This is a genomic window from Acinetobacter pittii (assembly GCF_034067285.1).
Taxonomy (GTDB): Bacteria; Pseudomonadota; Gammaproteobacteria; order Pseudomonadales; family Moraxellaceae; genus Acinetobacter; species Acinetobacter pittii_E.
The window spans coordinates 2,660,211-2,686,268 of the sequence record NZ_CP139286.1; the positions used below are offsets into that span (position 1 = coordinate 2,660,211).

The window sequence follows — 26,058 nt, forward strand, 5'->3', positions numbered from 1 at the left end:
AATGTCTCCTTAAGCTTTAAACAGCCCTTGTTTCTCAATAAATTGGATAATTTCTTCAAGACCATCTTGTGTTTTCATGTTTGAAAATAAGAATGGCTTTTCTCCGCGCATGCGTTTTGCATCTTGATCCATCACATCAAGATTTGCACCTACCATTGGCGCAAGGTCAGTTTTATTAATAATGAGTAAATCTGACTTGGTAATACCCGGCCCACCTTTACGAGGAATTTTTTCACCACCAGCCACATCAATCACATATAAAGTTAAATCAGAAAGTTCAGGGCTAAATGTCGCTGCCAAATTATCACCACCACTTTCAATGATAATAAGCTCTAATCCTTCGAATTTTTCACACAAATCATCAATTGCAGCCAAGTTAATTGAAGCATCTTCACGAATAGCTGTGTGCGGGCAACCACCAGTTTCTACCCCCACAATACGATCTGGTGACATCGCCTCATTACGGGTTAAGAAGTTTGAATCTTCTTTGGTGTAAATATCATTTGTCACCACAGCCATATTGTATTTATTACGCAAGGCTAAACATAAATTAAGTGTAAGTGCTGTTTTACCCGAACCTACTGGTCCGCCAATTCCAACTCGTAATGGACTACGCTCTGTCATGATTTTATCCTTTTTTTCCTAAACTTAAGATCTGAATAACCGTGAATATTGTGTTTCGTGTTTCATGCTCAGCATGGCATAACGAGGTAAAGCACTGCTCAATTGCTCATCTTTGAGTTTCAAAGCTTTCTCTACCGCCTGCGGAACCAAACCATGCAAATGCCATAAAATTCTTTGTCCAGCCATTTGGCCTAATGGGACAGTTTTTACTGCTGCTAAAACCTGATTTTCTAACACAGTAAAGGTATAAGCCGTAAGTACATCCATGTCGTTGAGTTCGAGTCGGCCACAGAGCTGTGCATAGACAGGCACAAAACCAAACTGCTTTTTAACCTCAACTGTTTTCTTTAAAACATCTTTAATCCATGCATTTAAAGAAAATGCTAATTGCTGAGTTTCAGCGAGCAGCTCTTTACTTTCTCGGCTGGCCTTATACAAATTTGCCCAAACCAAGAACTCTTCTAAGTCATCATGATGCTGCATGAGACGCTTTAATATAGGCAACTCAAACCTCACCAACAGCATCTCAAGTACTTCTTCAAAGTAAGCAATCGCCGAGGTTTCATCATGTATTAAGCCAATATCAATGGCTGTTTCTACACCTTGTGAATAGCAATACGCTCCAACTGGCAATGCCGTAGAAGACAGTGTCAGTAATTGAAGTAATTGTGCGGCACTATGAATGGACATGGTGCAAAGCTTTAATTGGGCTTAAACGATGGTCATGACTATGCTGTGCATAGGCACCGCTTTCAGGTTCAAACGGATAATCAGTTTCTGTCACCGTAAGTCCTAGACCTTCTACCATTTCTGCAAGGACATGATCAGGCTCAAAATACAAAGCTCTAGGTGTTAACATTAATGGCACATGTCGGTTACCTAAGTGATAGGCAGCTTTAAGTAAATCAAAATCGGTTTGAGCAATAACTTGCATCAAACGCTCAGGCTTGGCATCAACACGCAATACATCACCTTCTTGCGTTGCAATATATGAGCCACTACGCAAAATACCTGTACGCGGTAAGTCAGCACCAATATCTATGCCACTTGCTAAAGCTGCCCGAAACCGTGATTTTTGACGTGTATCAAAAGTCAGTTCAACCGTTTCAAATGTCTGATCAGGAGAAATATCTTCAAGACGTTGGGTATAGATTTTCATTTAATTTCTCTCTCCTTATTTGTTTCTTTCACATCTAAAATCATGAGGAAAATTACCTCGATGAAACTCATCAAAATAAGAAATAGCGCTGAGCCATGGGTAACACATCAGCAGGTTCACATGTTAATAACTCACCATCCGCCCGCACCTCGTAAGTCTCAGGATGAACCTGCATAACCGGACAATATGTGTTGTGTTTCATATCAGCTTTGCTAATGGCGCGAGTGTTTTTACATGGGCTAATTAACTTTTTAAGATTTAATTTTTCAGCAACTTTTTCATCGATTGCTGCTTGGGATAAAAAGGTAATACAGGTGTTATGTACACCACGAGGATAGGCGCCAAACATTGGACGATAATGCACAGGTTGAGGTGTCGGAATTGAAGCATTAATGTCACCCATCGGTGCCGCTGCAATCATGCCTCCTTTAATAATCATGGAGGGTTTCACGCCAAAAAAGGCAGGCTTCCATAACACCAAATCAGCAAGTTTCCCAACCTCAATCGAACCGATTTCATGACTTAAACCATGGGTAATTGCTGGGTTAATTGTATATTTGGCAATGTAGCGTTTAACGCGATTATTATCATGGAACTCATTGTCACCCTCTAAAGGGCCACGTTGAATTTTCATTTTATGAGCCGTTTGCCAAGTACGTATAATCACTTCACCCACGCGGCCCATCGCCTGAGAGTCAGAGGACATCATGGCAATAGCACCTAAGTCTTGCAGGATATCTTCAGCAGCAATGGTTTCACGGCGAATACGACTTTCTGCAAAAGCAATATCTTCAGCAATTGCCGGGTCTAAATGATGGCAAACCATGAGCATATCTAAATGCTCATCAATGGTATTAATCGTATAAGGGCGTGTTGGATTAGTAGAAGACGGTAATACATTACTTTGTCCGATTGCCTTTAAGATATCGGGTGCATGTCCACCCCCAGCGCCTTCGGTATGGTATGTATGAATTGTACGATCTTTAAATGCAGCGAGGGTCTCTTCTAAAAAACCACCTTCATTTAAAGTATCTGTATGAATAGCGACCTGCACATCAAACTCATCCGCTACACTCAAACAGTTATTAATGGCTGCCGGTGTTGAGCCCCAATCTTCATGTAGTTTTAACCCGATTACCCCAGCTTTAATTTGCTCACGAATTGGGTCTGGCAAACTCAAATTACCTTTGCCCAATAGGCCAATATTCATAGGCAAATCATCAATGGCTTGCAACATGGTTGCAATATGCCAAGGCCCCGGAGTCACTGTCGTTGCCGAAGTTCCTGCCGCAGGTCCAGTCCCGCCACCCACCATAGTTGTTGTACCCGACATTAGTGCAGTTTCAACTTGCTGCGGGCAAATCCAGTGAATATGAGTATCAATACCACCCGCTGTTAAAATTTGTCCTTCACCTGCAATCACTTCTGTTGCAGCGCCTAAAGGGATGGTAATGTCTGGTTGAATATCTGGATTTCCAGCTTTTCCTATTTTCCAAATTCGGCCATTTTTTAAGCCCACGTCAGCTTTAACAATTCCCCACCAATCCACAATTAAAGCATTGGTAATGACCGTGTCAGCAACTTCATCAGCTAAAAGTTGAGATTGTCCCATTCCATCACGAATGACTTTGCCACCGCCAAATTTAACTTCTTCACCATAGGTCGTTAAGTCTTGCTCAACCTCAATAAAAAGCTCTGTATCAGCCAAGCGAATACGATCACCAACCGTTGGACCAAACATCTCAGCATATGCACGACGTGACATTTTCATAACTTATTACTCATCTCTTTCATTATCATTGTTATGTCTAGTCCAGCTTGCCCATGACTCGGCCTGCAAAACCATATACTTCTCGTTTACCCGCTAAAGCAACAAGTTCTACTTCCCGACTTTGTCCCGGTTCAAAACGTATTGCTGTGCCTGCCGCGATATTTAATCGAAAGCCTTTCGCCATTTCGCGATCAAACTGTAATGCATCATTTGCTTCATAAAAATGAAAATGCGACCCTACCTGAATGGGCCGATCGCCAATGTTGGCAACTACAACTTTTAAAATTTGCCGTCCAACATTCAATTCAATATCAGCATCTGGAGTAATGATTTCACCGGGAACCATAAACGCTCCTTTTATACGATTGGTTGATGAACAGTGACTAATTTTGAACCATCAGGAAAAGTTGCCTCGACCTGAACCTCGGCAATCATTTCTGGCACACCATCCATCACATCTTCACGCTTTAATAAAGTTGTTCCGTAATGCATTAAGTCGCTCACCGTCATGCCATCTCGCGCGCCTTCCAGCAAAGCAGCAGAAATAAAAGCTATCGCTTCCGGATAATTCAGTTTCAAGCCACGAGCTTTACGACGCTCAGCCACTAAACCAGCGGTAAAAATAAGTAATTTATCTTTCTCTGTTGGATTGAGTTCCATATCTCTTTCCTAAATTGCATTTATATTCTTTAAGCAAAATGCATGCTCAAAAGCAGCATACGTGTTTTAACTGTTTTTAAAATACGCAATTTAACGTAACTTAGGTTTTCCAAATCCTTGGAAATTCTTCATCTAAATCAAACCAATAACGTCTTAATCTTGCTCTTATAGCTGCAAAAGCATCATGGCAATGTCGAACATCATTTCCCAAGAAACGCGCACAAACCACATCATCTAAAAGTGTTAAAGTTACAGGCGCTTGCATACGCATCATTAATTCACGAATGAGTTCGAGCTGTTGTTCTAAATAAAATGAAGACCGATATTGCTCAGGTGGCACAGCCCAAAAGCTTCCCATCACGGCTTGATTATTCATACCTAAACATGAACGAAGCCAGCGATCTTCCCCTTCAAAAAACAGTGTGTCTGCGACCAATAATTTTTGTTCTCGCCACAATTTAAATTGGTTGTGGTAGCTTCCCTGCACAAAACGCTCAGCACGTGCCTGCCGCCCCAGTACCAACATATCCCATCCAATAAAACTGGCAGCATGGTCAAGATGAATATGAGTTTCTGAGTGTGCTAGAGCCCCATCAAATAACATAGATTCCTGCGGAACCCACTCCAAAATAGACTGATCTCGTACATGAAGATGAATATGCTGAAAGGCCTGCTTTCCATTGGTTTTGTACCATTTTCCCGCACCTGGAGTAGTTACTACCGCATGAGCTTGATCTTTGGTTTCGATTTGAAAAGTAAGATGATCTCCTCCAGCAATACCAGCGGGTGGATGTACAATAATGGCGTGACATATACCTGTTTTTTCAGGCCAGAGCATTTTTTGCACCCTTACAGGGCCATAATGCTTTCTATGATTCATTATGGTGCGTGAATTTTCAAAACAAAATCCGAGCTCTAATTGCGCATACCAAAATGGTGCTAAAGAGTTTTTTGAAAACGTTTGTACCTGATTCATTCTGGTTCATATGTTCAAAATAAGTGCTTAAACTTATAAGCAAAATACGCACCAAATATAAAAATAAGCCAAATGATAAAATTAGATACAATTTTTCGATTTTAATGAGTTAAAAAATCATCAATGTCTAACATAAAACCACAGTAACTCATGGAATTATTTATACAATAGCGCCCACCGTTGCTTCCATACTTGCTCTCCATGAAACTTTTTTTCGTGTTAACGCCACTTGTCTTTTTAACTGGGTGTATTTTTGGCCAATCTAGTGAGGTCAAACGTGCAGAGAAAATTCTGCATAATTTTGAATGTAAAAATGTTGAGACAAGCCAGATTGCAACAAGTTCTATTAATTCTTATTACCAACAATCTTTGGCGGTAAGCAAAGAAAAAGCGACTTCATATGTAGAGAGCTACAAGAATGGTGAAGAACTATTCGACATGCCACTAGATGAAGTTTTAAAGCAACAATATCAACTTTATAAATCAGCTTGTGATTCTTTAGGTGGAGTTTCTTCTCAACCTTAATATATACGGGTATCCATTAACTTTTTTCGTGGATACCTTGTTTTTCTTTTTAACCATTACTCCCCGATCAAAAATTACTCACTTTACCTTTTATTATAATTAAATTACATACTTAAACTTTTATTTAGCTCTTATATTTCATAGCCTGTTTACTTGTTTTTTATTTATTTTCCGAGGTTTAGATCATCATGAAAAAAACATTATTATCAGTAGCACTCTTAAGTATCCTCCTTGCCGCTTGTAGCAAAAATGAAAATAAAGCCGACACGACTCAAGCATCTGCTCCTGCACAAACGACCGAAGCAAATAACAATGCTGTAGATAGCGCGCACACAGCGGAAAACTCACTCGATTGGGACGGTACATATAAAGGTACCCTCCCATGTGCAGACTGTGAAGGTATTAAAACTGAATTAGAACTTAAAGATGATAAAACCTATGAGCTGACTGAAACTTATATTGGTAAAGGTGATACCAACCCATTTGAAACCCATGGTACCTTTACTTTCGACAAAGATAATACGTCAGTCATTACCTTAGATGATAAAGGCCAAAACCGTAAATTCTTTATTGGTGAAAACACTGCAACTGCTTTAGATATGGAAGGTAAAAAAGTTGAAGGCTCTTTAGCTGAACACTATGTTTTGAAAAAATAATTTTTAATAATTAAAAAACCCGCTCATTTGAGCGGGTTTTTTGATGAATCAATTCTTAGTGAGCAGCGAATTGGTTCATTGTGTTTTTAGCATCGTCATGCGCTTTAAGAGCGTTGTCACCAGAGAAGATTTCTTTGTGATCATCACCGATGTCAGAACCCGCCATTGCTTGGTGTTTAACACAAGCGATGCCACCGCGGATTTCTTTACGTTGTACGCCAGCAACATAAGCCAACATACCTTCAGAACCGAAGTAACCTTGTGCAAGTTCATGAGTAGAAAGAGCCGCAGTATGGTAAGTCGGAAGTGTGATCAAGTGATGGAACACACCTGCTTCGCGAGAAGCATCTGCTTGGAAAGTACGGATCTTGTCATCAGCATCAGCAGCTAATTCAGTGTTGTCATATTCAGCACTCATTAATTTAGCGCGGTCATATGCAGAAACGTCTTTACCTTCAGCAACCCAACGGTCGTAAGCTTGTTGACGGAAGTTTAAAGTCCAGTTGAATGATGGGCTGTTGTTATAAACAAGCTTAGCATTTGGAACAACTTCTTTAACACGGTTAACCATGTGTGCGATTTCTTCTACGTTTGGAGTCGCAGTTTCGATCCAAAGAAGGTCAGCACCATTTTGAAGGCTAGATACACAGTCAAGTACAACACGGTCAATTTGAGTGTCAGCACGGAACTGATATAAACCAGAAGGTAAACGCTTAGGACGGTGTAATTTACCATCACGCTTGATTAAGATTTCGTCTTCTTGAGCATCAGCGATGTCAATTTCTTGAGTATCTAAATAGCTGATGTATTGAGAAGCAATGTCACCTGGCTCTTTAACCACTGGGATTTTTTGAGTCAAGTCAGCGCCTTCAGAGTCAGTACGTGCAACGATGATACCGTCATCAACACCCATTTCTAAGAATGCATAACGTAATGCATGGATCTTAGCGATGAAGTCTTCGTGTGGAACAGTTACTTTACCAGCTTGGTGACCACATTGTTTAGCATCAGATACTTGGTTTTCGATTTGAAGCGCACAAGCACCAGCTTCGATCATTTTCTTAGCAAGTAAGTAAGTTGCTTCTTCGTTACCGAAACCAGCATCGATGTCCGCAATAATTGGCACAACGTGAGTTTCAAAGTTGTCAATTTGAGCTGTGATTTCAGCTGCTTTAGCAGTATCACCAGCTTCTTGTGCTTTTTTAAGTGCACGGAATAAATCGTTTAATTCTTTTGCGTCAGCTTGACGTAAGAAAGTATAGATTTCTTCGATCAATGCAGGAACAGAAGTTTTTTCGTGCATAGATTGGTCAGGAAGTGGACCAAACTCAGAACGAAGAGCAGCAACCATCCAACCAGAAAGGTAGATATAACGTTTGCTTGTAGTACCGAAATATTTTTTGTTCGCAATCATTTTTTGTTGTGCGATGAAACCATGCCAGCAACCTAATGATTGAGTGTATTTGCTTGAGTCAGCATCGTATTCAGCCATATCACGACGCATAATCGCAGCTGTATACTTAGCAATATCTAAACCAGTTTTGAAACGGTTTTGAAGTTGCATACGAGCAGCATCTTCTGGGCTAATGTCTGCCCAAGTGTTGCCGAATTTTGCTTTTAATTGACGTACTGCATCAATCGCTGTTTGATATGTAGTCATGATATTGTCCTGTATTCATTTTAGGATTTCATCGATCGAAGCCTAGAGTCACGTTACTTAAATTTCTTATGACACCAGCTGCTTCCTCATGAGCACAGCTTAGACTTAGCCAATCAATTAATCCAATATCCTTTGTTAATCTTCAGTATTTATTTAAAAAATATACTAATAAATCGATATTATAGATAAAACTAAAAACCTTAACACTCTGTTTATAAAAATAAAATTATCCTAAAGGAGTATAGAGTTTTATTCTAAAAACTTAGTAAGTCTTATTTTTATACAATTTTTGGAGATTTTCCACTCATTTTTAAATCTAAAAGTCAATTGTAAATTAGGCTATTTTTGCCAATGTAAAAAGTCAATTGATATGCTAGAAATTGAAGATATCTTCATAAATAAAGTGAATTTATATTTATTGGCTTTGAAATAAGGCAAATACAATAAACATATGGTCTTAAAGCCCTTCTCTCTCCTACTTAATTCCTACAAAAAATGTCGCTTTTCTCATCATTTTTTCACACAATAGTTATTAAATATGGCATAATTTGAAACAATTTCAGGGTTTTATTTTCGGTATTTTTTTTATGAATCTGGAGCGAGTAGATCTTAATCTATTAATATATCTTGATGTACTTCTTCGTGAAAAAAATGTTACACGCGCAGCCGAACAGCTTGGGGTAACTCAGCCTGCAATGAGTAATATTTTACGTCGTTTACGTAATTTATTTAATGATCCGCTTCTTATTCGTTCTTCTGAAGGGATGACTCCAACAGAACGTGCACTTGAATTACAACCGCGTATTCGTGATGCCCTTTCTGATCTTTCCATGATTTTGGAACCCCGTACCGAATTCCGCCCTTATACAAGTAATCGCGTTTTCCGCATTATGACATCTGACTATGCCGAGGCAACTTTAGTCCCGCGTCTTGTCAAAGCTCTACGCTCTGAAGCTCCAAATGTTGTACTCGATTTTCTTACACCAAGTGATGTGTCTTATAGAGACATGGAACAAGGTAAAGTTGATCTTGCGATTAATAGATTTAATGAAATACCGCAAAGTTTCCACCAAGTTTTAGTTTGGCGTGATAGTTTCAGCTGTATTCTTAACGACAAACATCCTGCTGTAACTCATTTGAACCTAAAAAGTTATTTAGATGCACAACATATCTGGGTTTCTAAAACAGGTATGGGCGTAGGTTTTGGTGTAAATCCAGACAAACAAGGCGGTTTAGGCTGGATTGATCAGGCATTAGAACGTATTGGTCAACGTCGTAAAATTTCTGTATTTACCCGTCACTACCAAATGCCAGCATTACTTGCTCAAAATGTTGACTTGATTGCCACCCTTCCAACTCGGATGGCACGCCTACAAACTCAAAATCCTAAACTGGTTATAAAGGATCCTCCTTTTTATATTCCAGAATTTGAACTTAAAATGGCTTGGTGTCCGTTATTACATCATCATCCTGCTCATCGCTGGTTGCGCCAACTTATTTTATTTGTTGCTCGTCAAATGATTGAAGAAGAAAACCGTGAATTTCTAACCAACAATTCACAATTTTCTCACTATTAAATAAATTTTAATTTAATTGTCGATTTTAGACATTATCTTCAAGCGCTGAGCAATCAATCTGATTACCTCAGCGCTTTTTTGTGTTAAAACATAGTCATAATAATGATGAACCTCGGGTGATTTGTGAGTCTCTTTCAAAATATCATTATCATCGCACTGCTCATCATCGCAGCAGGCTTTTTATCTTTAACTGAAATTGCCTTGGCTGGTGCCAGAAAAGTAAAGTTAAAAATTTTAGCCGAAGCTGGCGAAGAACGTGCCCAACAAGTACTTGATCTACAAGAACAATCTGCTGACTTTTTTGCAGCTTCTCAAATTGGCCTAAATGCTGTTGCAATTTTAGGCGGTATTTTAGGTGAAGCTGCTTTTCGTCCCTTTTTTGTCACATTAGTTGACCGTTTTTATGAAGGTCCTTGGACACAGACCATTGGTTTTGCCCTCTCCTTCACCTTAGTAACTTCTCTATTTATTTTATTCGCAGATCTCATGCCAAAGCGCCTGGCCATGATTGCACCTGAAAAAATTGCGATTAGCGTTATTAACCCAATTCAAGTTTTTATTAAGGTTTGTAAGCCCTTAGCTTGGGGAATAAATGCAATTGCCAACTTGCTATTTCGTTTATTTAAAGTGAATACAACACGAGAAGATAATATTACTTTTGATGATATTTCAGCAGTTATGGATGCAGGCGCACAAGCTGGCGTACTTCAAAAACAAGAACATCACTTTATTGAGAACGTTTTTGAACTAGAAGAACGTACTGTACCATCAAGCATGACTACACGCGAAAACGTCGTTTATTTCACCTTAAATGAACATGAAGACAGTATTCGTCAAAAATTAGCAGAATATCCTTATTCAAAATTTTTAGTATGTAATGAAAATATTGATCAGGTCATTGGTTATGTTGATGCTAAAGATTTCTTGGTGCGCATTTTAAACAATCAATCTCCAACACAATTGAATGAAACAACCATTCGTACTGTCCTGATGATTCCTGACACCCTAACTCTCTCGGAATTACTTGATCGTTTCCGCTCTACAAAAGAGAAATTTGCGGTAGTCATAAATGAATATGCACTCGTTGTCGGGGTAATCACCTTGAGTGACATTATGATTACAGTTATGGGGGATTGGGTTACTCCTATCGAAGAAGAGCAACAAATCATTAAACGTGATAATAACTCTTGGTTAATTGATGGCAGCACACCGATTGATGACCTAAGACATGCACTTGAAATTGATGAAATGCCTGATGAAGAAAATTACGAGACGCTTGCAGGCTTCATGATGTATCGTTTACGCAAAATTCCACGTCCAGCAGATTTTGTAGAATTTGGTGGATATAAATTTGAAGTTGTCGATGTTGACCATTTTAAAATTGACCAACTCCTTGTTACTCGAATTTTAGAACAAGCCGAAGTACACTCATCAATTGATGAAAATTAAATTATATTAATTTAAATACCCCATGATTTTAGATGGGGTATTTTTTTTAATCTAAATAAATTTTTTAAATATATGTAATAATTATTTTAGATCTATTTATTCAATTTGCTCTTTTAATTTAAAAGTATTATTATTTTATTTAACACCTTTATTAAAGCTTAAATACTGAAAAATAATAGAATAATCTATATATCTCAATGACCACAAAAAGATTAAGTCCCCTTTACATTGTAAATAAGCTTGTATATCTTGACTTGAAGTATAGTTTTAAATGGTTCTTCTTCTCATTTCACTCATCAAAACATATATAATTAAAAAAAATGCCATATAATTTTTATTTTTATATTACCTTTATATCATTTTATAATAGTATTTATTTATTATAATACCACTATAATGTTAATATATATGTTCAGTATTTCGCCTATATATACCCTTTTAAATGAATATATATTAACCAAATAAACTAAATATATTATTTGTCTTTTTAATAAAAATTAATAAGAATAACCAAGGTCAGAGTTTTGAATAAACTTGTTCAGTAAAACTATAGGCAAAGGATTGATTGTATGCTGACATTACTTGGTGTTGGCATGATTTTGTGCTTCATGTACTTAATCATGTCCAAACGTTTAAGCCCTATTATTGCTTTAATTCTCATCCCATTTATTTTTTCTCTCATTGCCTGGGGCCTAGGTCATTATTTTGAAAGTTTGAGTCATATTGAACTCAAAGGTCTCAGTGAGATGATGCTCGATGGCATCAAAAAATTAGCGCCAACTGGCGTAATGCTTTTATTCGCAATTTTATATTTTGCCTTAATGATCGATGCAGGTCTCTTCGATCCACCAGTCAAATGGATTTTGAAAAAAGTTAAAGGTGATCCTTTAAAAATTACATTAGGAACCGTGTTCTTAACCACCATGGTTTCTTTAGATGGTGATGGTTCAACCACCTATATGATTTGTGTGGCAGCAATGCTTCCACTATATCAACGTTTAGGGATGAACACCCTAATCATGACAGCTCTTATGCTACTCTGTAGTGGTGTGATGAACTTAACGCCATGGGGTGGTCCGACTGCTCGTGCTGCGAGTGCCCTTCAAGTTGATCCGAGCCATATTTTCGTACCAATGATCCTTCCTATGGTTATTAGTATTGGCTGGTTATTCTTCTTGGCATACCTATATGGTCGCTATGAACAAAAACGTTTAGGTGTGATTGAGCTTGAAACTCATCATGGTGACAATATTACAGTATCTAAAGATCCTGAAGCGACGCGCCCACATTTACGTAAAGTGAATATGGTGTTGACCATTATTCTCATGATTGCATTAATCAAAGGCATTTTGCCGATGTCAGTGTTATTCATGCTAGCGTTCTGTATTGCAATGCTCATTAACTACCCTAATGTTGATATGCAGAAAAAACGTATTGCAATGCATGCAGATAGCGTTTTAGCTGTGGTAGGCTTAATTTTCGCTGCGGGTATTTTCACAGGTATTTTATCTGGTACAGGTATGGTTGAGGCGATGTCTAAAGAGTTCGTCGCAATGATTCCTCCAAGTATGGGTCCATACCTTGCACCGATCACTGCTTTAGTCAGCATGCCATTGACCTTCTTTATGTCAAATGATGCATTCTTCTATGGTGTACTACCAATTCTTGCTGAAGCTGCTTCACATTATGGTATTAGTGCAGAAGCGATTGCTCGTGCATCAATTGTAGGTCAACCTGTACACTTGCTATCACCTCTTGTTCCATCAACCTATTTGTTATGTGGTCTTGCTAAAGTCGATTTTGCCGACCATCAAAAGTTCACTTTAAAGTGGGCATTCATAACTTGTATGGTATTAATGGGTACTGCTTTAGTGATTGGTGTTTTCCCACTCTTTAGCACGCTTTAATTATTCATATGCAATAAAAAGCCCCAAACGGGGCTTTTTTTATTTCTGTACATATTCAATTAAGTGATCTAACACAATGTGAAAATGCAAGGTAATGTCTTCTTCTAAAATTTTATAAGCATTATCAAACTGAACCATTGGCCAACCTTCTTTCCAAAATGGAAAAATATTGTGTAGACCTTCAGTCACGATCGCATCTTCACGACTAATCGCTTGAGCAACTTGAGCTAAAACCTGAGCGGTTTCTGCACCATCAATAGCTAAATAATCAATACCACGTGCTTTAAAAATACGGATACGGTCTTTTTTATAACGAATCTTTTTTGCCTGACCTGAATTCAAGCCTAATGCCAGCGTAGCAGCTTCTACAAACTTTTCTTCAAAGTTTGCATTCAATGCAACTAAAGCCTGTTTATGTGCTTCTTGACGCCCAGCTTTCCCCCCATTACGGATAATCTCATTTGCTTCCGTATCCAGCTTATCTTTTTTCATAGACTGTAAAATGTCTAAAATTTCGATATCGCTTAAAGATTCAGGAGATTGCTCAATCATGGGAGTCCTAATACACAAAAATAAAAAAACATTGTCTCATAAAAGCGATATCAAAGCAGAATAAAATTTTAAATAGCCTATTATCTTGACTATTTTTATAGTTCTAACTTCATAGACTACACTCATAAAATCAAATAATTCTTTGGTTATAATTTTATTATTTGCCAAATTAATTTTACCCTGATAATATTATTTTACCCAGATAAAAATATACGGCTAAAATGAATACTAAAATCACCTATACTGCTTTTAGTGGAAGCACGCTTATTGCGAGTGACTCCCTAATTGAACTTGCAAAAAAACTTAAAGATCTTCCGAAAACAACGGGAAATATTCTGATTTTTAATGATCAAACAGGTCAACAAATTGATCTTGATCTTTCTGGTTCGGAACAAGAATTTCAACAGCGTTATGCTGAACCCGAAGAAATTAAGAAAGTTGGACGACCTAAACTTGGAGTAATTTCGCGTGAAATCACTTTACAGAAAAAACATTGGGATTGGTTAGATCAACAAAGTGCGAGTGCATCAGCAATAATTCGCAAGTTAATTGATAAAGAATTAAATAACCCAAATTCTGAAGGTAATATTATGCTCGCTAAACAAGCCATCGACCGTTTTATGTCTGCTATGTTGGGTAATATGCCAAATTATGAGGAAGCAACACGCGCCTTATACCAAGGTGAGCGAGATGTATTTTTAAAGATGATTCAGAGCTATCCTAAAGATTTGAGAGAATATTTAACTTTAAAAACTCAAAATATTTTCTAAACCCAATAAAAAAACCCGCTTACGCGGGTTTTTTCAAAATCAATTCAGTCTATTAAAGACGGACTAATTCCACAACTTTTTCAACTGCTTCTTCAACGGTTTCAGCAGTAACTTCTGTATCTGTGCCATCCACAGCCGTAGTGATAACCACAACACCTGTCTCACGCAATAAAGTAATTTGTTCAGCACTTAAGTTGGCTTTTGCAATCGCAACTACACCTTGTTGGATCAATAAGCTTTCTAAAACTTGAGCTTTCTCGATTAACTGTGCAGAAATCCCAATCACTGCAGGTTTTTGACCTAAACGCGCAGCACGATCTTCAGCTGTTACAGGATTGCTATGCGCAGTCCATTCAACAGCAGCTTCAACCATACCCGCACCAACCGTTACATTGCTTAAACGATCAATAAAGATGAATGAGCCTGTATAACGAGAATCTTGATATTGATCAAATACAACCGGCGCATCAAACTCAACCACAACATCGGCAATTGCATTTAGCTCAAGCTCTTCAACGTGAGTATGCTCAAGCGTATTCACATTCACACGATAGTGAATGTTAGTTACTTTGGCAGGAACAGTCTGTGTGCCAATCTTAACGTTGTACAGCTTGCCTTTCACCAGCGGATGTTCATTCATCCATACTACTGAAGCACGAACACTACGCGAAATTAATGGTTGCTCGCCAGCACGTACCAAAACATTACCACGGCTAATATCAATTTCATCATTTAATGTTAATGTAACCGCTTGACCTGCTACAGCTTGCTCAAGGTTTCCATCAAAAGTAACGATTTCTTTAACTGTTGAACGCTTACCTGATGGAAGTGCAACAATCTCATCACCAACGTTGATTTCACCTAAAGCAATCGTACCAGCAAAACCACGGAAATCGAGGTTTGGGCGATTCACATACTGAACCGGGAAACGGAATTCGTGTTTATTCGATTCACGACTAATTTCCACCGATTCAAGAATGCTCATCAAGGTTTGACCTTTGTACCAAGGCGTATGAGCTGATGGATTTACAACGTTATCGCCATTTAAAGCAGAAATTGGTACAAACTGAATATTGGCTGGACGGCGATCGCCCAACTGGCTTACGAAAGCATCATATTCAATCTGAATTTCAGTGAAACGTTCAGGTGAATATTCAACTAAGTCCATTTTATTAATGGCCACAACAATATTCTTAATACCTAGTAAACTTGCAATAAACGTATGGCGACGAGTTTGAGTTTGTACACCATAACGCGCATCAATCAAGATGATTGCCAAGTCCGCAGTTGACGCACCTGTTGCCATGTTACGGGTATATTGTTCATGCCCTGGCGTATCAGCAATAATAAACTTACGCTTTTCTGTTGAGAAATAACGGTAAGCTACGTCAATGGTAATACCTTGTTCACGTTCTGCTTGCAGGCCATCTACCAGTAATGCCAAATCTGGTGCATCACCTGTGGTTCCTACTTTTTTACTGTCACGTGTTACCGCTTGCAATTGATCTTCGTAAATCAATTTTGAATCGTAAAGTAAACGCCCAATAAGCGTACTTTTACCATCATCTACGTTACCGCAAGTCAAAAAGCGTAGAAGGTCTTTTTGTTCGTGTTGCTTTAAATAGGCCAAGATATCTTGACTGATTAATTCTGATTGATGAGACATTGCTCAAACTCCACAAATTTAGAAATTGTCTTAGAAATAGCCTTCTTGCTTTTTCTTTTCCATTGAGCCCGCTTCATCATGGTCAATCATACGACCTTGACGCTCAGAACTCGTGGCTAAAAGCATCTCTTGGATAATTTCAGGTAACGTATCTGCTTCAGACTCAACTGCACCAGTCAATGGATAACAGCCAAGCGTACGGAAACGTACAGACTTCATCTGTGGAACTTCACCTTCTTTTAAACGCATACGTTCATCATCAACCATGATTAACGTACCGCTACGCTCTACTACTGGACGAACAGCAGAGAAATAAAGAGGAACGATTTGAATATTTTCTAAATAGATATATTGCCAGATATCTAACTCAGTCCAGTTAGATAAAGGGAATACACGAATACTTTCACCTTTATTCACTTTACCATTGTAAAGGTTCCAAAGTTCAGGACGCTGGTTTTTAGGGTCCCAACGGTGTTTACTATCACGGAATGAATACACACGCTCTTTCGCACGTGATTTTTCTTCATCACGGCGCGCACCACCAAAAGCAGCATCAAATTGATATTTATCCAAAGCCTGTTTTAAAGCTTGGGTTTTCATAATATCGGTATATTTTGAACTACCATGATCAAATGGGTTGATTCCAGCTTCACGACCTTCTTTGTTCTGATGAACAATTAAGTCAAAACCATGAGTTTTTGCCATGTTATCGCGAAACGCGATCATGTCTTTAAACTTCCAGCCCGTATCTACATGTAATAATGGGAATGGAAGTTTAGCCGGATAAAATGCTTTTAAAGCAAGATGAAGCATAACAGCCGAGTCTTTACCAATCGAGTAAAGCATGACTGGGTTTTCAAATTCCGCAGCAACCTCACGAATAATGTGAATACTTTCAGCTTCAAGTTGCTTGAGATGTGTGAGTCTTGATTCAGTCATGAACACGTCCTTCTCTATCCATTTTGCCCATAAAATCTAGAAGTGGTATTAAACCACCACTTAGAAGACCATGTGGAGGAACGAGTGCCATAACAACTCCAATTTTTCGTGATAAATAATCCAACCACAAGCCTTTATATGGCTTATAGCATTAGTTATGCATTATAGTGATTTAAAACCGATTCCTTTTGCTTGTTTTTTCATATTGATATTCGATTTAATCATATACATATAATATGCTGATTCACTTGCATAACTTCACAATCGTAGCTTGCGCAATTAACTTAAGCAAATTACGTTCTAGGCTTTATTTTCTCTAAAAAACCATAAAAAAAGAGAAGCATTAAAGCTTCTCTTTTTAAACATAATTTAATCTTAGAAACCAAACATTTTACGTTCTAATGGAATTTCAATACCGATAGAGGCACCTGCATCATTGCCTTCCAAATCAGAATCACTTACCCAACCATTAATTTTTAATGGAAGATCAGGTTTAATGAAATGCGTCCAAGTTAAATCAAGTGCTTTAATTTCATCATCTTTAGGAAATGCTTTATTGATTGCTAAATTAGATTGGTTAACTTTAACTACCATAGCACGACCACTTAAACGGTTCATGACATCAAAGCGGATATCACCACCCACTGAATACATTTGTCCGTCACCACCCATCGCGTGTCCTAACGGGAAACCATGTTGATAATAACCATCTTTATAAATGTAATGATTATAAGAAATGCCTTTTACATCACCATTGGTTCGTGTGTCCGCCCATTCTGCATAAAGTTGATATGGCATATCATTGTAGCTTGACGAATAGTCCACACCAGCTAAGTACATTTTCTTAGAAGGAAGTAGTCCAGCTTCATCTTCACCTACATATTGACCATAAATGCCAACAGGGGTATTTATAAGAGATTGTAGATTTAAACGAGCATCAAAACCTGCGATTTGGTTAGATCTATCTTCAGCTGCGTCATAAACATTATCATTACCCTTGATCGCATTCCATAAAGAATCCCAACTTTCAGAGCGACCTTCACCACCCCATTGTAAAGTTCGAGAAGCACCTAGCTCTAAATAGGGTAATGGCTGTGCAGTTATGCGTAGACCTAATAATTTAGCATCTGGAATTGCTTTATAATCATCTAATTGACCAGCAAATGCTTGATATTGCCAAGGTCCAATCCAAGACAACCATTTTGTTTCAAAAGCATTTTGTACAGCACGTTGTGCAGTCACACCATAAACTGGGCGACTCGCATCACCACGAATTAAGCTGCCATCGTGTCCTGGTCCCCACCACGTTGGAATTTGACCTGCAACTACCCACTGATTCCAAAGTTTACCAGCGACATATGAACCTTCAACATTAACGTCTTGTCCATTATCAATTTGCGGATCTTTTTCTGCATTTACACGGATTTTTGCATCCCAGTTTTCGCCACCGGCATTAAACTCTAACGAACCTTGATATTGAGCTTTTTGATTATCACCAAATGCTTGAGGAATATTTTTTATATCAGTTTCAGCAAAAGCACCCACTTTAACTGTGCTGTTATCAGCTTTTAATGCATTAAGAACTGAGTTAATAACTTTTTGTTGAGCTGGATGAGATACTTTTGCCTGAGAAAGTGCTCGCTGTATTTCATCACCACTTAATGGCCAAGTTGAGGTGCTGATATTAATAACACCTTGTTGGTTCAACCAATTTAAGTCAGTACGTAAATCTTCATTATTTAGCACTAAACCTTGTGCAAAAATAGCGGATGAAGCGGTTGCCAATATTGCGATCGAAAGTGTTCTTTTTAGAAACATGCCAGCACAATTCTCAAAGTTATTTATGAGCAACACCTTAAATTTTTTATCACAAATTTGCAATTGTTAAACTGTGCAATTACATTTTTTAACGCTATTTTAAGATACGTATAAGTAGGTAAGTTTCTAGATATAAAAGGTAATAAAAAAGGCAGTATAAATACTGCCTTTTGTACCTTAGAAGATTAACCTTCTTTACGGCGCATATGCGGGAATAAAATTACATCGCGGATACTTGGGGCGTCAGCAAATAACATAACCAAACGGTCGATACCGATACCTTCACCTGCTGTTGGAGGTAAACCATATTCAAGCGCTTCTACAAACTCTGCATCATAATGCATTGCTTCGTCATCACCTGCGTCTTTTTCCGCTACCTGAGCTTGGAAACGTTCAGCCTGATCAATCGGGTCATTTAACTCGCTAAAGCCATTTGCTAATTCACGACCACCGATGAAAAATTCAAAACGATCTGTAACATGTGGATTGTCATCATTACGGCGAGCCAATGGAGATGTTTCCGCTGGATAATCAGTAATAAATGTTGGTTGACGAAGTTTAGTCTCAACAGTTTCTTCAAATACGATCGTTTGAAGCTTACCTAAACCAAAACCAGGTTTAACTTCTTCTTTTAACTCTTCACGGATAAATTTTGCAAGAAACTCGCGGTCACCTACATTTTCAGGCGTGAACTGCGGATTATTCTCTAAAATCGCATCGAACATAGAGATTTTCTTGAATGGACCTTTAAAGCTAAACACTTCACCTTGGTAAGGAACATCAGTTGTACCTAGAATATCCAAAGCCAACTTTTCAAGCATATTTTCAGTCAATGCCATTAAGTCTTTATAATCAGCATACGCCTGATAAAACTCGATCATCGTAAATTCAGGGTTATGACGTGTTGATACCCCTTCATTACGGAAGTTACGGTTGATTTCAAAAACACGTTCGAAACCACCAACAACTAAACGCTTCAAATAAAGCTCAGGTGCAATACGCAAGAATAAAGGCATATCCAAAGCATTATGATGTGTTTCGAATGGACGTGCAGAAGCACCACCCGGAATCACATGCATCATTGGCGTTTCAACTTCCATGAAACGTTCATTGTTTAAAAATGCTCGAATACCTGCAACAACTTTGGCACGAATTTCAAAAGTTTTACGTGTTTCTTCATTCACAATTAAGTCAAGGTAACGTTTACGGTACTTAACTTCTGTGTCATTTAAGCCATGAAATTTATCTGGTAACGGACGAAGAGATTTTGTAAGCAGTTCAAAACCTTCAAGGTGAACATATAAGTCCCCTTTGCCTGAACGTCCGATATAACCTTCGGCAGCAATGATGTCACCAAGATCCAAACCTTTAATGGTTTCAAGAATATCTTTTGGTAAACCTTTACGGTCAACATATAACTGAATACGACCTGTCATATCTTGGATTACCATGAAAGAACCACGGTTTAACATGACACGACCAGCCACTTTTACATAGACATGCTCAGCGCTTTCAATTTGTTCTTTCGACTGATCTTTAAATTGTTCTTGTAGATCAGCAGCGTAATGTTCACGCTTAAAAGTGTTCGGCCAAGGGCTCTTTCCAGTTTCCTTCGCAACATCTTGGATTTGCTTTAATTTGGCATGACGCTGTGCAATTAAATCGTTTTCGGAAATAGTTGGTTCAGAAGTCGATTGAGCGTTTTGTTGCGTCATCTCTGCCTCGATTAAGTAAAAATGAAGTGGCATAGCTTAACAGATTGCAGGAGTTTTTCGAATGATTTCAATCAAACAAAAATGAAAAAAGACAATTTATGGAAACGAGCAGTACTTTTTAAAGGCAAAATGACTTAGACCAATCGCTAAGATCATTTTTTAAAGCATTTAGTAAAATATAAAAAAATCCAAATAACCTCGATATTCAAAGGCCCTATTTGCCTTTTATTTTATCAATGAGATTGTGTCGTAAATAATGAAAATTCTATTTTTACATGGCTTGGATTCTTCTCGTGAATCGACAAAGTTCCACGCCATTTTGCATCCACATAAGTTTTGTATTGATGTTGATTACCGTAACTTAAGTTATGCGTCTGTTGAGTACTTTTATCATCAGGCTATTCAAACCATCAAACCGGATTTACTGGTTGGCCACAGCCTTGGAGGGTATTGGGCCTTAAAAACTGCCGCTCAACATAAATTAGCTGTGATTGTAGCGAATCCAAGTCTTACGCCGAGTTTTCGATCTGACTACCCTCAACTGTCAGAAGAAGAGCTCACCCTCTCTAATCCTAAAATGGCCTATTTAGAATTAGGAGATGAGCAACTTGATATGTATCAGGTTCAACAAAAACTTGCACCTTACATGAATATTGAAACGTTTGAGGGCGGACATCATCGTTTGGCTTACCCTTCTCGTATCAATGATTTGATTATGAAAATTTATAAAAAATATTTGGCTTAAATTAATGCAGATAGCTTACTTTTCTTCTGCTAATTTCTTGATTACCTCAAAACCTTGAACGAAGCCACTTTTCAACATACCCATATATTCAGGTAAGGTGGCTAATTCGACTTTTAAAGTAGTTACATTATCGTGTTGACTCAAAAAATATTTTTCTAATGAACCACTCCAGCCTTTGACTTCTTCACTTTCTAAATCTTCCTTACCGTCCTTAATCATTCCTAAATGTTTAAAAATCAAGATTTCCGGCTTTTTCAATTCTTCAATAGTGGAAACCATGCCATTGCCTTCGCCATCTAAGAAATAAGTTTTACCACCGATTTGCCAATCGGTACGCATTGAGGAATCCGGGGCAAAAAATTTTGTCCAAGCATTATATGTTTCGCTATTCCAAAGTAATTCCCATACTTTCTCTATAGGCGCTTCAATTTCTACTTCGTATTCTAAATTTTCCATATTTTACTTCCCTGATTTTTTCCGTTTTATGATATCGACTTTTAATTTTCGCGTTTAATAATGACATCTGTTGACTTTTTATTTGTTGTTATTTAGCGTTGTTATTATATAAATCTTTTAAATGATCAGGCACTTTTTATTTTTCAGCACGTCCATAAGTAAAAGCAAGTTTAAAATTAACGTTAAGAATGCATTACTTATTATTAGTTTATGTTGAAGTTTTGCCTAAATAACCGCTTATTTGTCCTAACCTGCCATTCATCTTTGCTTACGAATGATTAAACTCCCTTATTTGCTTTACATTAAATGTAGAACTGCGTAAAAATTTGATATCCGATCAAAGGCACATTGGTTATTATTGACCGGATCGTGGTTACATTATTAATAGATGGAATAGTTTTACTGAAAGGCAGCTTTAAGCAAACTTATCAGTGCGGAGAGTCTCATGAAAAAATATCAATGTATCGTTTGTGGATGGATTTACGATGAAGCAGAAGGTTGGCCACAAGACGGCATTGCAGCTGGAACAAAATGGGAAGATATCCCTGATGACTGGACTTGCCCTGATTGCGGCGTTTCAAAAGCTGACTTCGAAATGATCGAAATCTAATGATTTAAATTAAAAGGCCATGATTGACATGGTCTTTTTTACGAATATTACCAATCACCGTATTAAATAAACAATTCTAACTCTGGAGAGAAAAATGCATCCTATCGTCATTATCGGATCAGGCATGGCGGGTTATACCTTAGCACGTGAGTTTCGTAAGCTTAGCCCAGAGCAAGAACTTGTGATGATTTGTGCGGATGATGCAGTGAATTATGCAAAGCCAACATTATCAAATGCATTTGCAGGTAAAAAAGCACCTGAACAAATTGCTTTGGGTGATGCTGCTAAAATGGGTACTCAACTCAATATGCGTATTGAGCCTTTCACTTTTGTAAAAGAAATTTTAGCTGAACGTCATGAGCTTGTTCTTGAGAAAGATGGAGTAACTTCAAATCAACCCTATTCAAAACTGATTTTAGCGGTTGGTGCTAATCCAATTCGACTTGCAATTGCGGGTGATGGTAGTGATGACATCCATGTTGTGAACTCACTCATTGATTACCGTGCTTTCCGTGAAAATCTAGCTCAACGTAAAGACAAACGTGTTGTTATTTTAGGTGCCGGTTTAATTGGTTGTGAATTTGCCAATGACTTACTTCACAGTGAATATGACATTACTGTTATTGATTTAGCACCTCAACCATTAGGCCGCTTATTGCCAAGTCATATTGCTTCTGCATTCCAGCAAAACCTCGAAGAAGCTGGTGTTAAATTTGCGTTAGGTACAACCGTTGAAAAAGTCAGCAAAATTAATAATGGCGAAGATTATGCAGTTACGCTCGCGAACGGCCAAACTTTAGTTGCTGACATCATTCTTTCAGCCATTGGGTTACAGCCAAATATTTCACTTGCTAAAAGCGCAGATATTCAAACAAGCCGTGGCATTATTACCAATAGTTTGCTTGAAACAAATCAAGCCGATATTTATGCGATTGGCGATTGTGCAGAAGTAAATGGCACCCTACTTCCATATGTAATGCCGATTATGCAGCAGGCTCGTGCTCTTGCTAAAACCCTCAGTGGGCAACAAACTGCCGTGCATTACCCTGCTATGCCAGTAGCAGTAAAAACTCCAGCGGCTCCACTTACCGTTTTACCGGCACCAGTTGATGTAGAAGTAAACTGGGAAACAGAAGAGTTCGACGATGGTATGCTTGCTAAAGCAATTGACAATGAAGGAACATTGCGTGGTTTCGTATTGTTAGGTGCAACAGCAGGTAAACAACGCTTAACATTAACAAAGCTTGTTCCAGATCTTATTCCAGCCCAAGCATAAGGTTTGAATCAGGGATACTCTTTTGTGAGTATTCCTTTAAGGAATGAATAACATGAATAGCGCCTTACAGTTTAACGTTTCGCCGTATACATCTTTCATGCAAGAAACCAAAGTCAATTTAGGCAATGGTATTGAGCTACATGTAGAAGTGGGTGGAAAGCCGGAACATCCAACCATTTTGCTCATTATGGGTCTTGGGGCTCAAATGCTTTTTTGGCCGGATTTCTTCTGTAAATCACTCATTGACCAAGGTTTTCGTGTTATTCGTTTTGATAACCGTGATATCGGCCTTTCTTCAAAAGTACGTCATGAAGGTAAGCGATTAAATACGGTTAAGTTAATGGGCCGCTTTGCACTCGGGTTAAGTAATCAAGGCGCACCGTATACACTGCATGATATGGCAGATGACGTATCCATGCTCATTGATCGTTTAGGTGTGACTAAAACCCATGTCATTGGCGCATCGATGGGTGGGATGATCGCTCAAATTCTTGCAGCAAAATATCCTGAAAAGGTTGAGAAATTGGGGCTCATGTTTACCAGTAATAATCAGCCTTTTTTACCTCCCCCTTTTCCGAAACAACTTTTGAGTTTAATTGGCAAACCCGAGTCACGTGACGAAGATGGTATTGTTAATCACAGTTTAAAATTATTTCAATTGATTGGTTCACCTGGTTACGTCAACCAGATTGAAGCAATGCAAACTGCACGTAAACTTTATCAACGTAGCTATTATCCTGCTGGTGTACTTCAACAGTTTTTAGCAATATTATGTACAGGCTCCTTACTTCAACTGGACCGTGAAATTAAGCAACCTGCGTTAGTCTTACATGGCTCTCGTGATCGCTTACTTCCACCTAGTCATGGTAAGGCTGTAGCAAAAGCAATTTCCGGTGCTAAGTTTGAATTAATTGATGGAATGGGGCATGATATCCCTGCACATTTTATTCCACAGCTTAGCGGTTTATTTGCGCATCATTTTAAATCATCATACTAGGACACTATGGCTGCATTACCCTCACTAAGACAGCTATCATATTTAGTTACGTTGTCGGAAACTTTGCATTTTACTGAAGCAGCACGCCGCTCTTTTGTCACGCAATCGACGTTATCAGGCGGCATCATGGAGCTTGAACGATTGTTAGGTGGCGTTCTGGTAGAGCGTGACCGTCAGAATGTGCGTTTAACACCCTTGGGTGAACAAGTCGTTGCTCGTGCCCGTGTACTACTAGCAGATGCTCAAGATTTAATGCGTTTGAGCCGTGAAATGAGTGAACCGTTAACAGGTGATTTGCATTTGGGCGTTATCCCAACCATTGCGCCTTTTATCTTGACACGGTTACTTGATGAAGTGCATCAGCAGTTACCTAAAATTCAATTGCATCTGCACGAAGCTCAAAGTGAAAAAATTGTGGAGCGTCTAGAGCACGGTAATCTAGACATGATTGTTCTTGCTCTACCATTTGATACTAGAGGCCTAAAAGTCGCTGAAATTTCGAAAGAAAACTTGTACCTTGTGTGTAGTAAACAAGATGCAAATGCTTTACAAGCAAACTCTTTAGATGATCTTGATTTATCAAGATTAATTTTGCTTGAAGAAGGCCACTGTTTACGTGACCACGTTTTAAGTGCCTGCCCTATCGGTGAACGTAAAAACGACAACCGTTTAAAAGCAAGCTCTTTACCAACTTTGGTGGAAATGGTTTCTTCTGATTTAGGCTTTACGCTTTTACCAGAAATTGCAATTGATAACAGTATGATCAAGTTTAATGATCAAATTACTGCAAAACCAATTGAAGATGCCCCGAGTCGGACTTTAGCATTAGTTACTCGTAAAAGCACACCGCTACAAAGTGAATTCGACGTGTTACTGCAAATTATGCAGAAAATAACGACAAACTTACATGAATAAAAAAAGGAGTCTTCGGACTCCTTTTTGTTTTACTGAGCTGTAAGCGATGCCCACTTAAACACCCAAGCAGACGGCATATTCAAACTATTATCGGCAATAATTTTTTCTCTAATAATTTGTGCGATAGCATAATCATTGGCTGGGTCTATCATAACTCGTATTCCTTTAGTGGTTGGACTAGTGACAACCTTATAGCCTTTTGCTTCAAGCTGAGATTGAACCCGATTTGCTTTATTTTGATTAGCTGCTAATGCAACCTGTACCATCCACTTTTTTTCACCATTTTCTAAAATTTCTTTAGCGATTGCAGCATCAAGTTGTTTTTTATTTTCAGAATTTTTATTTTCTTCTAACTTCTTTGTGTGAACATCTTCAGTTTTCTTTTGAGCTAAAAACTCATCTTGCTTTTGTTTTCTTTTCTGGATAATTATTGCTTTATTCTTTACTTCACTTTTTTTATTTTTATCATTAGAAGCTGGGACAAAATAAGGATATATGGCTTGGTCATTAAATCTTTGAAAGACGATGATATCCCCATAACACTTCTGCTCTGCGTAAGCGGTCACTGGCATTATCCCCAAAAGTATTTTAAAAAGTAAACTTCTAATAAAGCATTGCATCTTATTCATTTACCA

At 38.2% G+C, this 26,058-nt stretch carries 27 protein-coding genes; 11 read left to right on the top strand and 16 right to left on the bottom strand.

Translation table 11 applies throughout. From position 1 onward, the window contains the following. Positions 1-9 precede the first annotated feature (9 nt). The 7 genes from ureG to SOI81_RS12610 all read right to left on the bottom strand — a co-directional run bounded on the left by ureG (position 10) and on the right by SOI81_RS12610 (position 5,190). Positions 10-624 (bottom strand): urease accessory protein UreG, encoded by a 615-nt coding sequence (gene ureG, locus SOI81_RS12580; protein ID WP_002117800.1) that lies wholly within the window; start codon positions 622-624, stop codon positions 10-12. Between the two features lie 24 nt (positions 625-648). Next, complete coding sequence (gene ureF, locus SOI81_RS12585; RefSeq protein WP_320540869.1) at positions 649-1,314, bottom strand: urease accessory protein UreF; 666 nt, start codon at positions 1,312-1,314, stop codon at positions 649-651. Then, entirely contained in the window at positions 1,301-1,783 is a 483-nt protein-coding gene (gene ureE, locus SOI81_RS12590; RefSeq protein ID WP_320540870.1) for an urease accessory protein UreE, read from the bottom strand. Before ureE ends, ureF begins: the two co-directional genes overlap by 14 nt. A 70-nt stretch (positions 1,784-1,853) precedes the next feature. Continuing rightward, positions 1,854-3,554 carry an urease subunit alpha gene (ureC, locus tag SOI81_RS12595; RefSeq protein ID WP_320540871.1) on the bottom strand — a complete coding sequence of 567 codons (1,701 nt, stop codon included), beginning with the start codon at positions 3,552-3,554 and terminating at the stop codon, positions 1,854-1,856. Between the two features lie 37 nt (positions 3,555-3,591). Next, the gene (gene ureB / locus SOI81_RS12600; RefSeq protein WP_239975568.1) at positions 3,592-3,900 is read right to left on the bottom strand and encodes an urease subunit beta; all 309 of its coding nucleotides are present in this window, start codon (positions 3,898-3,900) and stop codon (positions 3,592-3,594) included. 11 nt (positions 3,901-3,911) lie between these two features. Further along, positions 3,912-4,214, bottom strand: coding sequence for an urease subunit gamma (ureA, locus tag SOI81_RS12605; RefSeq protein WP_002117495.1), 303 nt, complete (start codon positions 4,212-4,214; stop codon positions 3,912-3,914). A 100-nt stretch (positions 4,215-4,314) separates the two neighbouring features. Beyond that, on the bottom strand, positions 4,315-5,190 hold the full coding sequence (locus tag SOI81_RS12610) for an urease accessory protein UreD (RefSeq protein ID WP_224993142.1): 876 nt from the start codon (positions 5,188-5,190) through the stop codon (positions 4,315-4,317). Positions 5,191-5,391: 201 nt separating this feature from the next. Between SOI81_RS12610 and SOI81_RS12615 the strand changes: the two genes are divergently transcribed. Both SOI81_RS12615 and cutF read left to right on the top strand, forming a co-directional pair. Next, complete coding sequence (locus SOI81_RS12615; RefSeq protein ID WP_005070594.1) at positions 5,392-5,715, top strand: hypothetical protein; 324 nt, start codon at positions 5,392-5,394, stop codon at positions 5,713-5,715. 188 nt (positions 5,716-5,903) lie between these two features. Continuing rightward, a complete protein-coding gene (cutF, locus tag SOI81_RS12620; RefSeq protein ID WP_224993141.1) occupies positions 5,904-6,371 on the top strand; it encodes a copper resistance protein NlpE in 468 nt (155 codons plus the stop codon). A gap of 55 nt (positions 6,372-6,426) precedes the next feature. Here cutF and aceA read toward each other — a convergent pair whose 3' ends face one another. Then, positions 6,427-8,031 carry an isocitrate lyase gene (gene aceA, locus SOI81_RS12625; RefSeq protein ID WP_016141891.1) on the bottom strand — a complete coding sequence of 535 codons (1,605 nt, stop codon included), beginning with the start codon at positions 8,029-8,031 and terminating at the stop codon, positions 6,427-6,429. 587 nt (positions 8,032-8,618) lie between these two features. On the opposite strand from aceA, the gene nahR reads away from it, so the two are divergent. The 3 genes from nahR (at position 8,619) to citN (ending at position 12,964) form a co-directional block, all read left to right on the top strand. Next, on the top strand, positions 8,619-9,608 hold the full coding sequence (gene nahR, locus SOI81_RS12630; protein WP_004703082.1) for a LysR family transcriptional regulator: 990 nt from the start codon (positions 8,619-8,621) through the stop codon (positions 9,606-9,608). A gap of 123 nt (positions 9,609-9,731) precedes the next feature. Then, positions 9,732-11,057 carry a hemolysin family protein gene (gene ytfL, locus SOI81_RS12635; RefSeq protein ID WP_016141892.1) on the top strand — a complete coding sequence of 442 codons (1,326 nt, stop codon included), beginning with the start codon at positions 9,732-9,734 and terminating at the stop codon, positions 11,055-11,057. A 569-nt stretch (positions 11,058-11,626) separates the two neighbouring features. Continuing rightward, positions 11,627-12,964 (top strand): CitMHS family transporter, encoded by a 1,338-nt coding sequence (gene citN, locus SOI81_RS12640; protein ID WP_016141893.1) that lies wholly within the window; start codon positions 11,627-11,629, stop codon positions 12,962-12,964. 39 nt (positions 12,965-13,003) lie between these two features. Here the strand turns inward: citN and SOI81_RS12645 are convergent, their stop codons facing one another. After that, a complete protein-coding gene (locus tag SOI81_RS12645; RefSeq protein WP_016141894.1) occupies positions 13,004-13,516 on the bottom strand; it encodes a hypothetical protein in 513 nt (170 codons plus the stop codon). 221 nt (positions 13,517-13,737) lie between these two features. Between SOI81_RS12645 and SOI81_RS12650 the strand changes: the two genes are divergently transcribed. Beyond that, on the top strand, positions 13,738-14,286 hold the full coding sequence (locus SOI81_RS12650) for a DUF2239 family protein (RefSeq protein ID WP_239975567.1): 549 nt from the start codon (positions 13,738-13,740) through the stop codon (positions 14,284-14,286). 52 nt (positions 14,287-14,338) lie between these two features. On the opposite strand, the gene cysN is transcribed toward SOI81_RS12650, so the two are convergent. The 5 genes from cysN to lysS all read right to left on the bottom strand — a co-directional run bounded on the left by cysN (position 14,339) and on the right by lysS (position 20,424). Beyond that, positions 14,339-15,952, bottom strand: coding sequence for a sulfate adenylyltransferase subunit CysN (gene cysN, locus SOI81_RS12655; RefSeq protein ID WP_320540872.1), 1,614 nt, complete (start codon positions 15,950-15,952; stop codon positions 14,339-14,341). A 30-nt stretch (positions 15,953-15,982) separates the two neighbouring features. Continuing rightward, positions 15,983-16,891 (bottom strand): sulfate adenylyltransferase subunit CysD, encoded by a 909-nt coding sequence (gene cysD, locus SOI81_RS12660; protein ID WP_000140408.1) that lies wholly within the window; start codon positions 16,889-16,891, stop codon positions 15,983-15,985. Next, positions 16,884-17,015 carry a hypothetical protein gene (locus tag SOI81_RS12665; protein WP_081401316.1) on the bottom strand — a complete coding sequence of 44 codons (132 nt, stop codon included), beginning with the start codon at positions 17,013-17,015 and terminating at the stop codon, positions 16,884-16,886. Before SOI81_RS12665 ends, cysD begins: the two co-directional genes overlap by 8 nt. 251 nt (positions 17,016-17,266) lie before the next feature. After that, the gene (locus tag SOI81_RS12670; RefSeq protein WP_239975565.1) at positions 17,267-18,709 is read right to left on the bottom strand and encodes a capsule assembly Wzi family protein; all 1,443 of its coding nucleotides are present in this window, start codon (positions 18,707-18,709) and stop codon (positions 17,267-17,269) included. A gap of 185 nt (positions 18,710-18,894) precedes the next feature. Continuing rightward, positions 18,895-20,424, bottom strand: coding sequence for a lysine--tRNA ligase (lysS, locus tag SOI81_RS12675; protein ID WP_002117806.1), 1,530 nt, complete (start codon positions 20,422-20,424; stop codon positions 18,895-18,897). A gap of 256 nt (positions 20,425-20,680) precedes the next feature. Here lysS and SOI81_RS12680 point away from each other — a divergent pair, with 256 nt between their 5' ends. Further along, positions 20,681-21,169: a YqiA/YcfP family alpha/beta fold hydrolase gene (locus SOI81_RS12680; protein WP_016141899.1), complete on the top strand. Its 489-nt coding sequence runs from the start codon at positions 20,681-20,683 to the stop codon at positions 21,167-21,169. 15 nt (positions 21,170-21,184) lie between these two features. On the opposite strand, the gene SOI81_RS12685 is transcribed toward SOI81_RS12680, so the two are convergent. Then, positions 21,185-21,625 carry an SRPBCC family protein gene (locus tag SOI81_RS12685; protein ID WP_224993134.1) on the bottom strand — a complete coding sequence of 147 codons (441 nt, stop codon included), beginning with the start codon at positions 21,623-21,625 and terminating at the stop codon, positions 21,185-21,187. A 445-nt stretch (positions 21,626-22,070) separates the two neighbouring features. On the opposite strand from SOI81_RS12685, the gene rubA reads away from it, so the two are divergent. The 4 genes from rubA to oxyR all read left to right on the top strand — a co-directional run bounded on the left by rubA (position 22,071) and on the right by oxyR (position 25,423). Continuing rightward, complete coding sequence (gene rubA, locus SOI81_RS12690; RefSeq protein WP_000760495.1) at positions 22,071-22,235, top strand: rubredoxin RubA; 165 nt, start codon at positions 22,071-22,073, stop codon at positions 22,233-22,235. A gap of 94 nt (positions 22,236-22,329) precedes the next feature. Further along, positions 22,330-23,511: a rubredoxin reductase RubB gene (gene rubB, locus SOI81_RS12695; protein WP_239975564.1), complete on the top strand. Its 1,182-nt coding sequence runs from the start codon at positions 22,330-22,332 to the stop codon at positions 23,509-23,511. Positions 23,512-23,563: 52 nt separating this feature from the next. Then, on the top strand, positions 23,564-24,508 hold the full coding sequence (gene estB, locus SOI81_RS12700) for an esterase EstB (protein WP_016141902.1): 945 nt from the start codon (positions 23,564-23,566) through the stop codon (positions 24,506-24,508). 6 nt (positions 24,509-24,514) lie between these two features. Further along, the gene (gene oxyR, locus SOI81_RS12705; protein WP_016144631.1) at positions 24,515-25,423 is read left to right on the top strand and encodes a LysR family transcriptional regulator OxyR; all 909 of its coding nucleotides are present in this window, start codon (positions 24,515-24,517) and stop codon (positions 25,421-25,423) included. 29 nt (positions 25,424-25,452) lie between these two features. On the opposite strand, the gene SOI81_RS12710 is transcribed toward oxyR, so the two are convergent. Next, positions 25,453-26,043, bottom strand: coding sequence for an SPOR domain-containing protein (locus SOI81_RS12710; RefSeq protein ID WP_057106034.1), 591 nt, complete (start codon positions 26,041-26,043; stop codon positions 25,453-25,455). Positions 26,044-26,058: the final 15 nt, after the last annotated feature.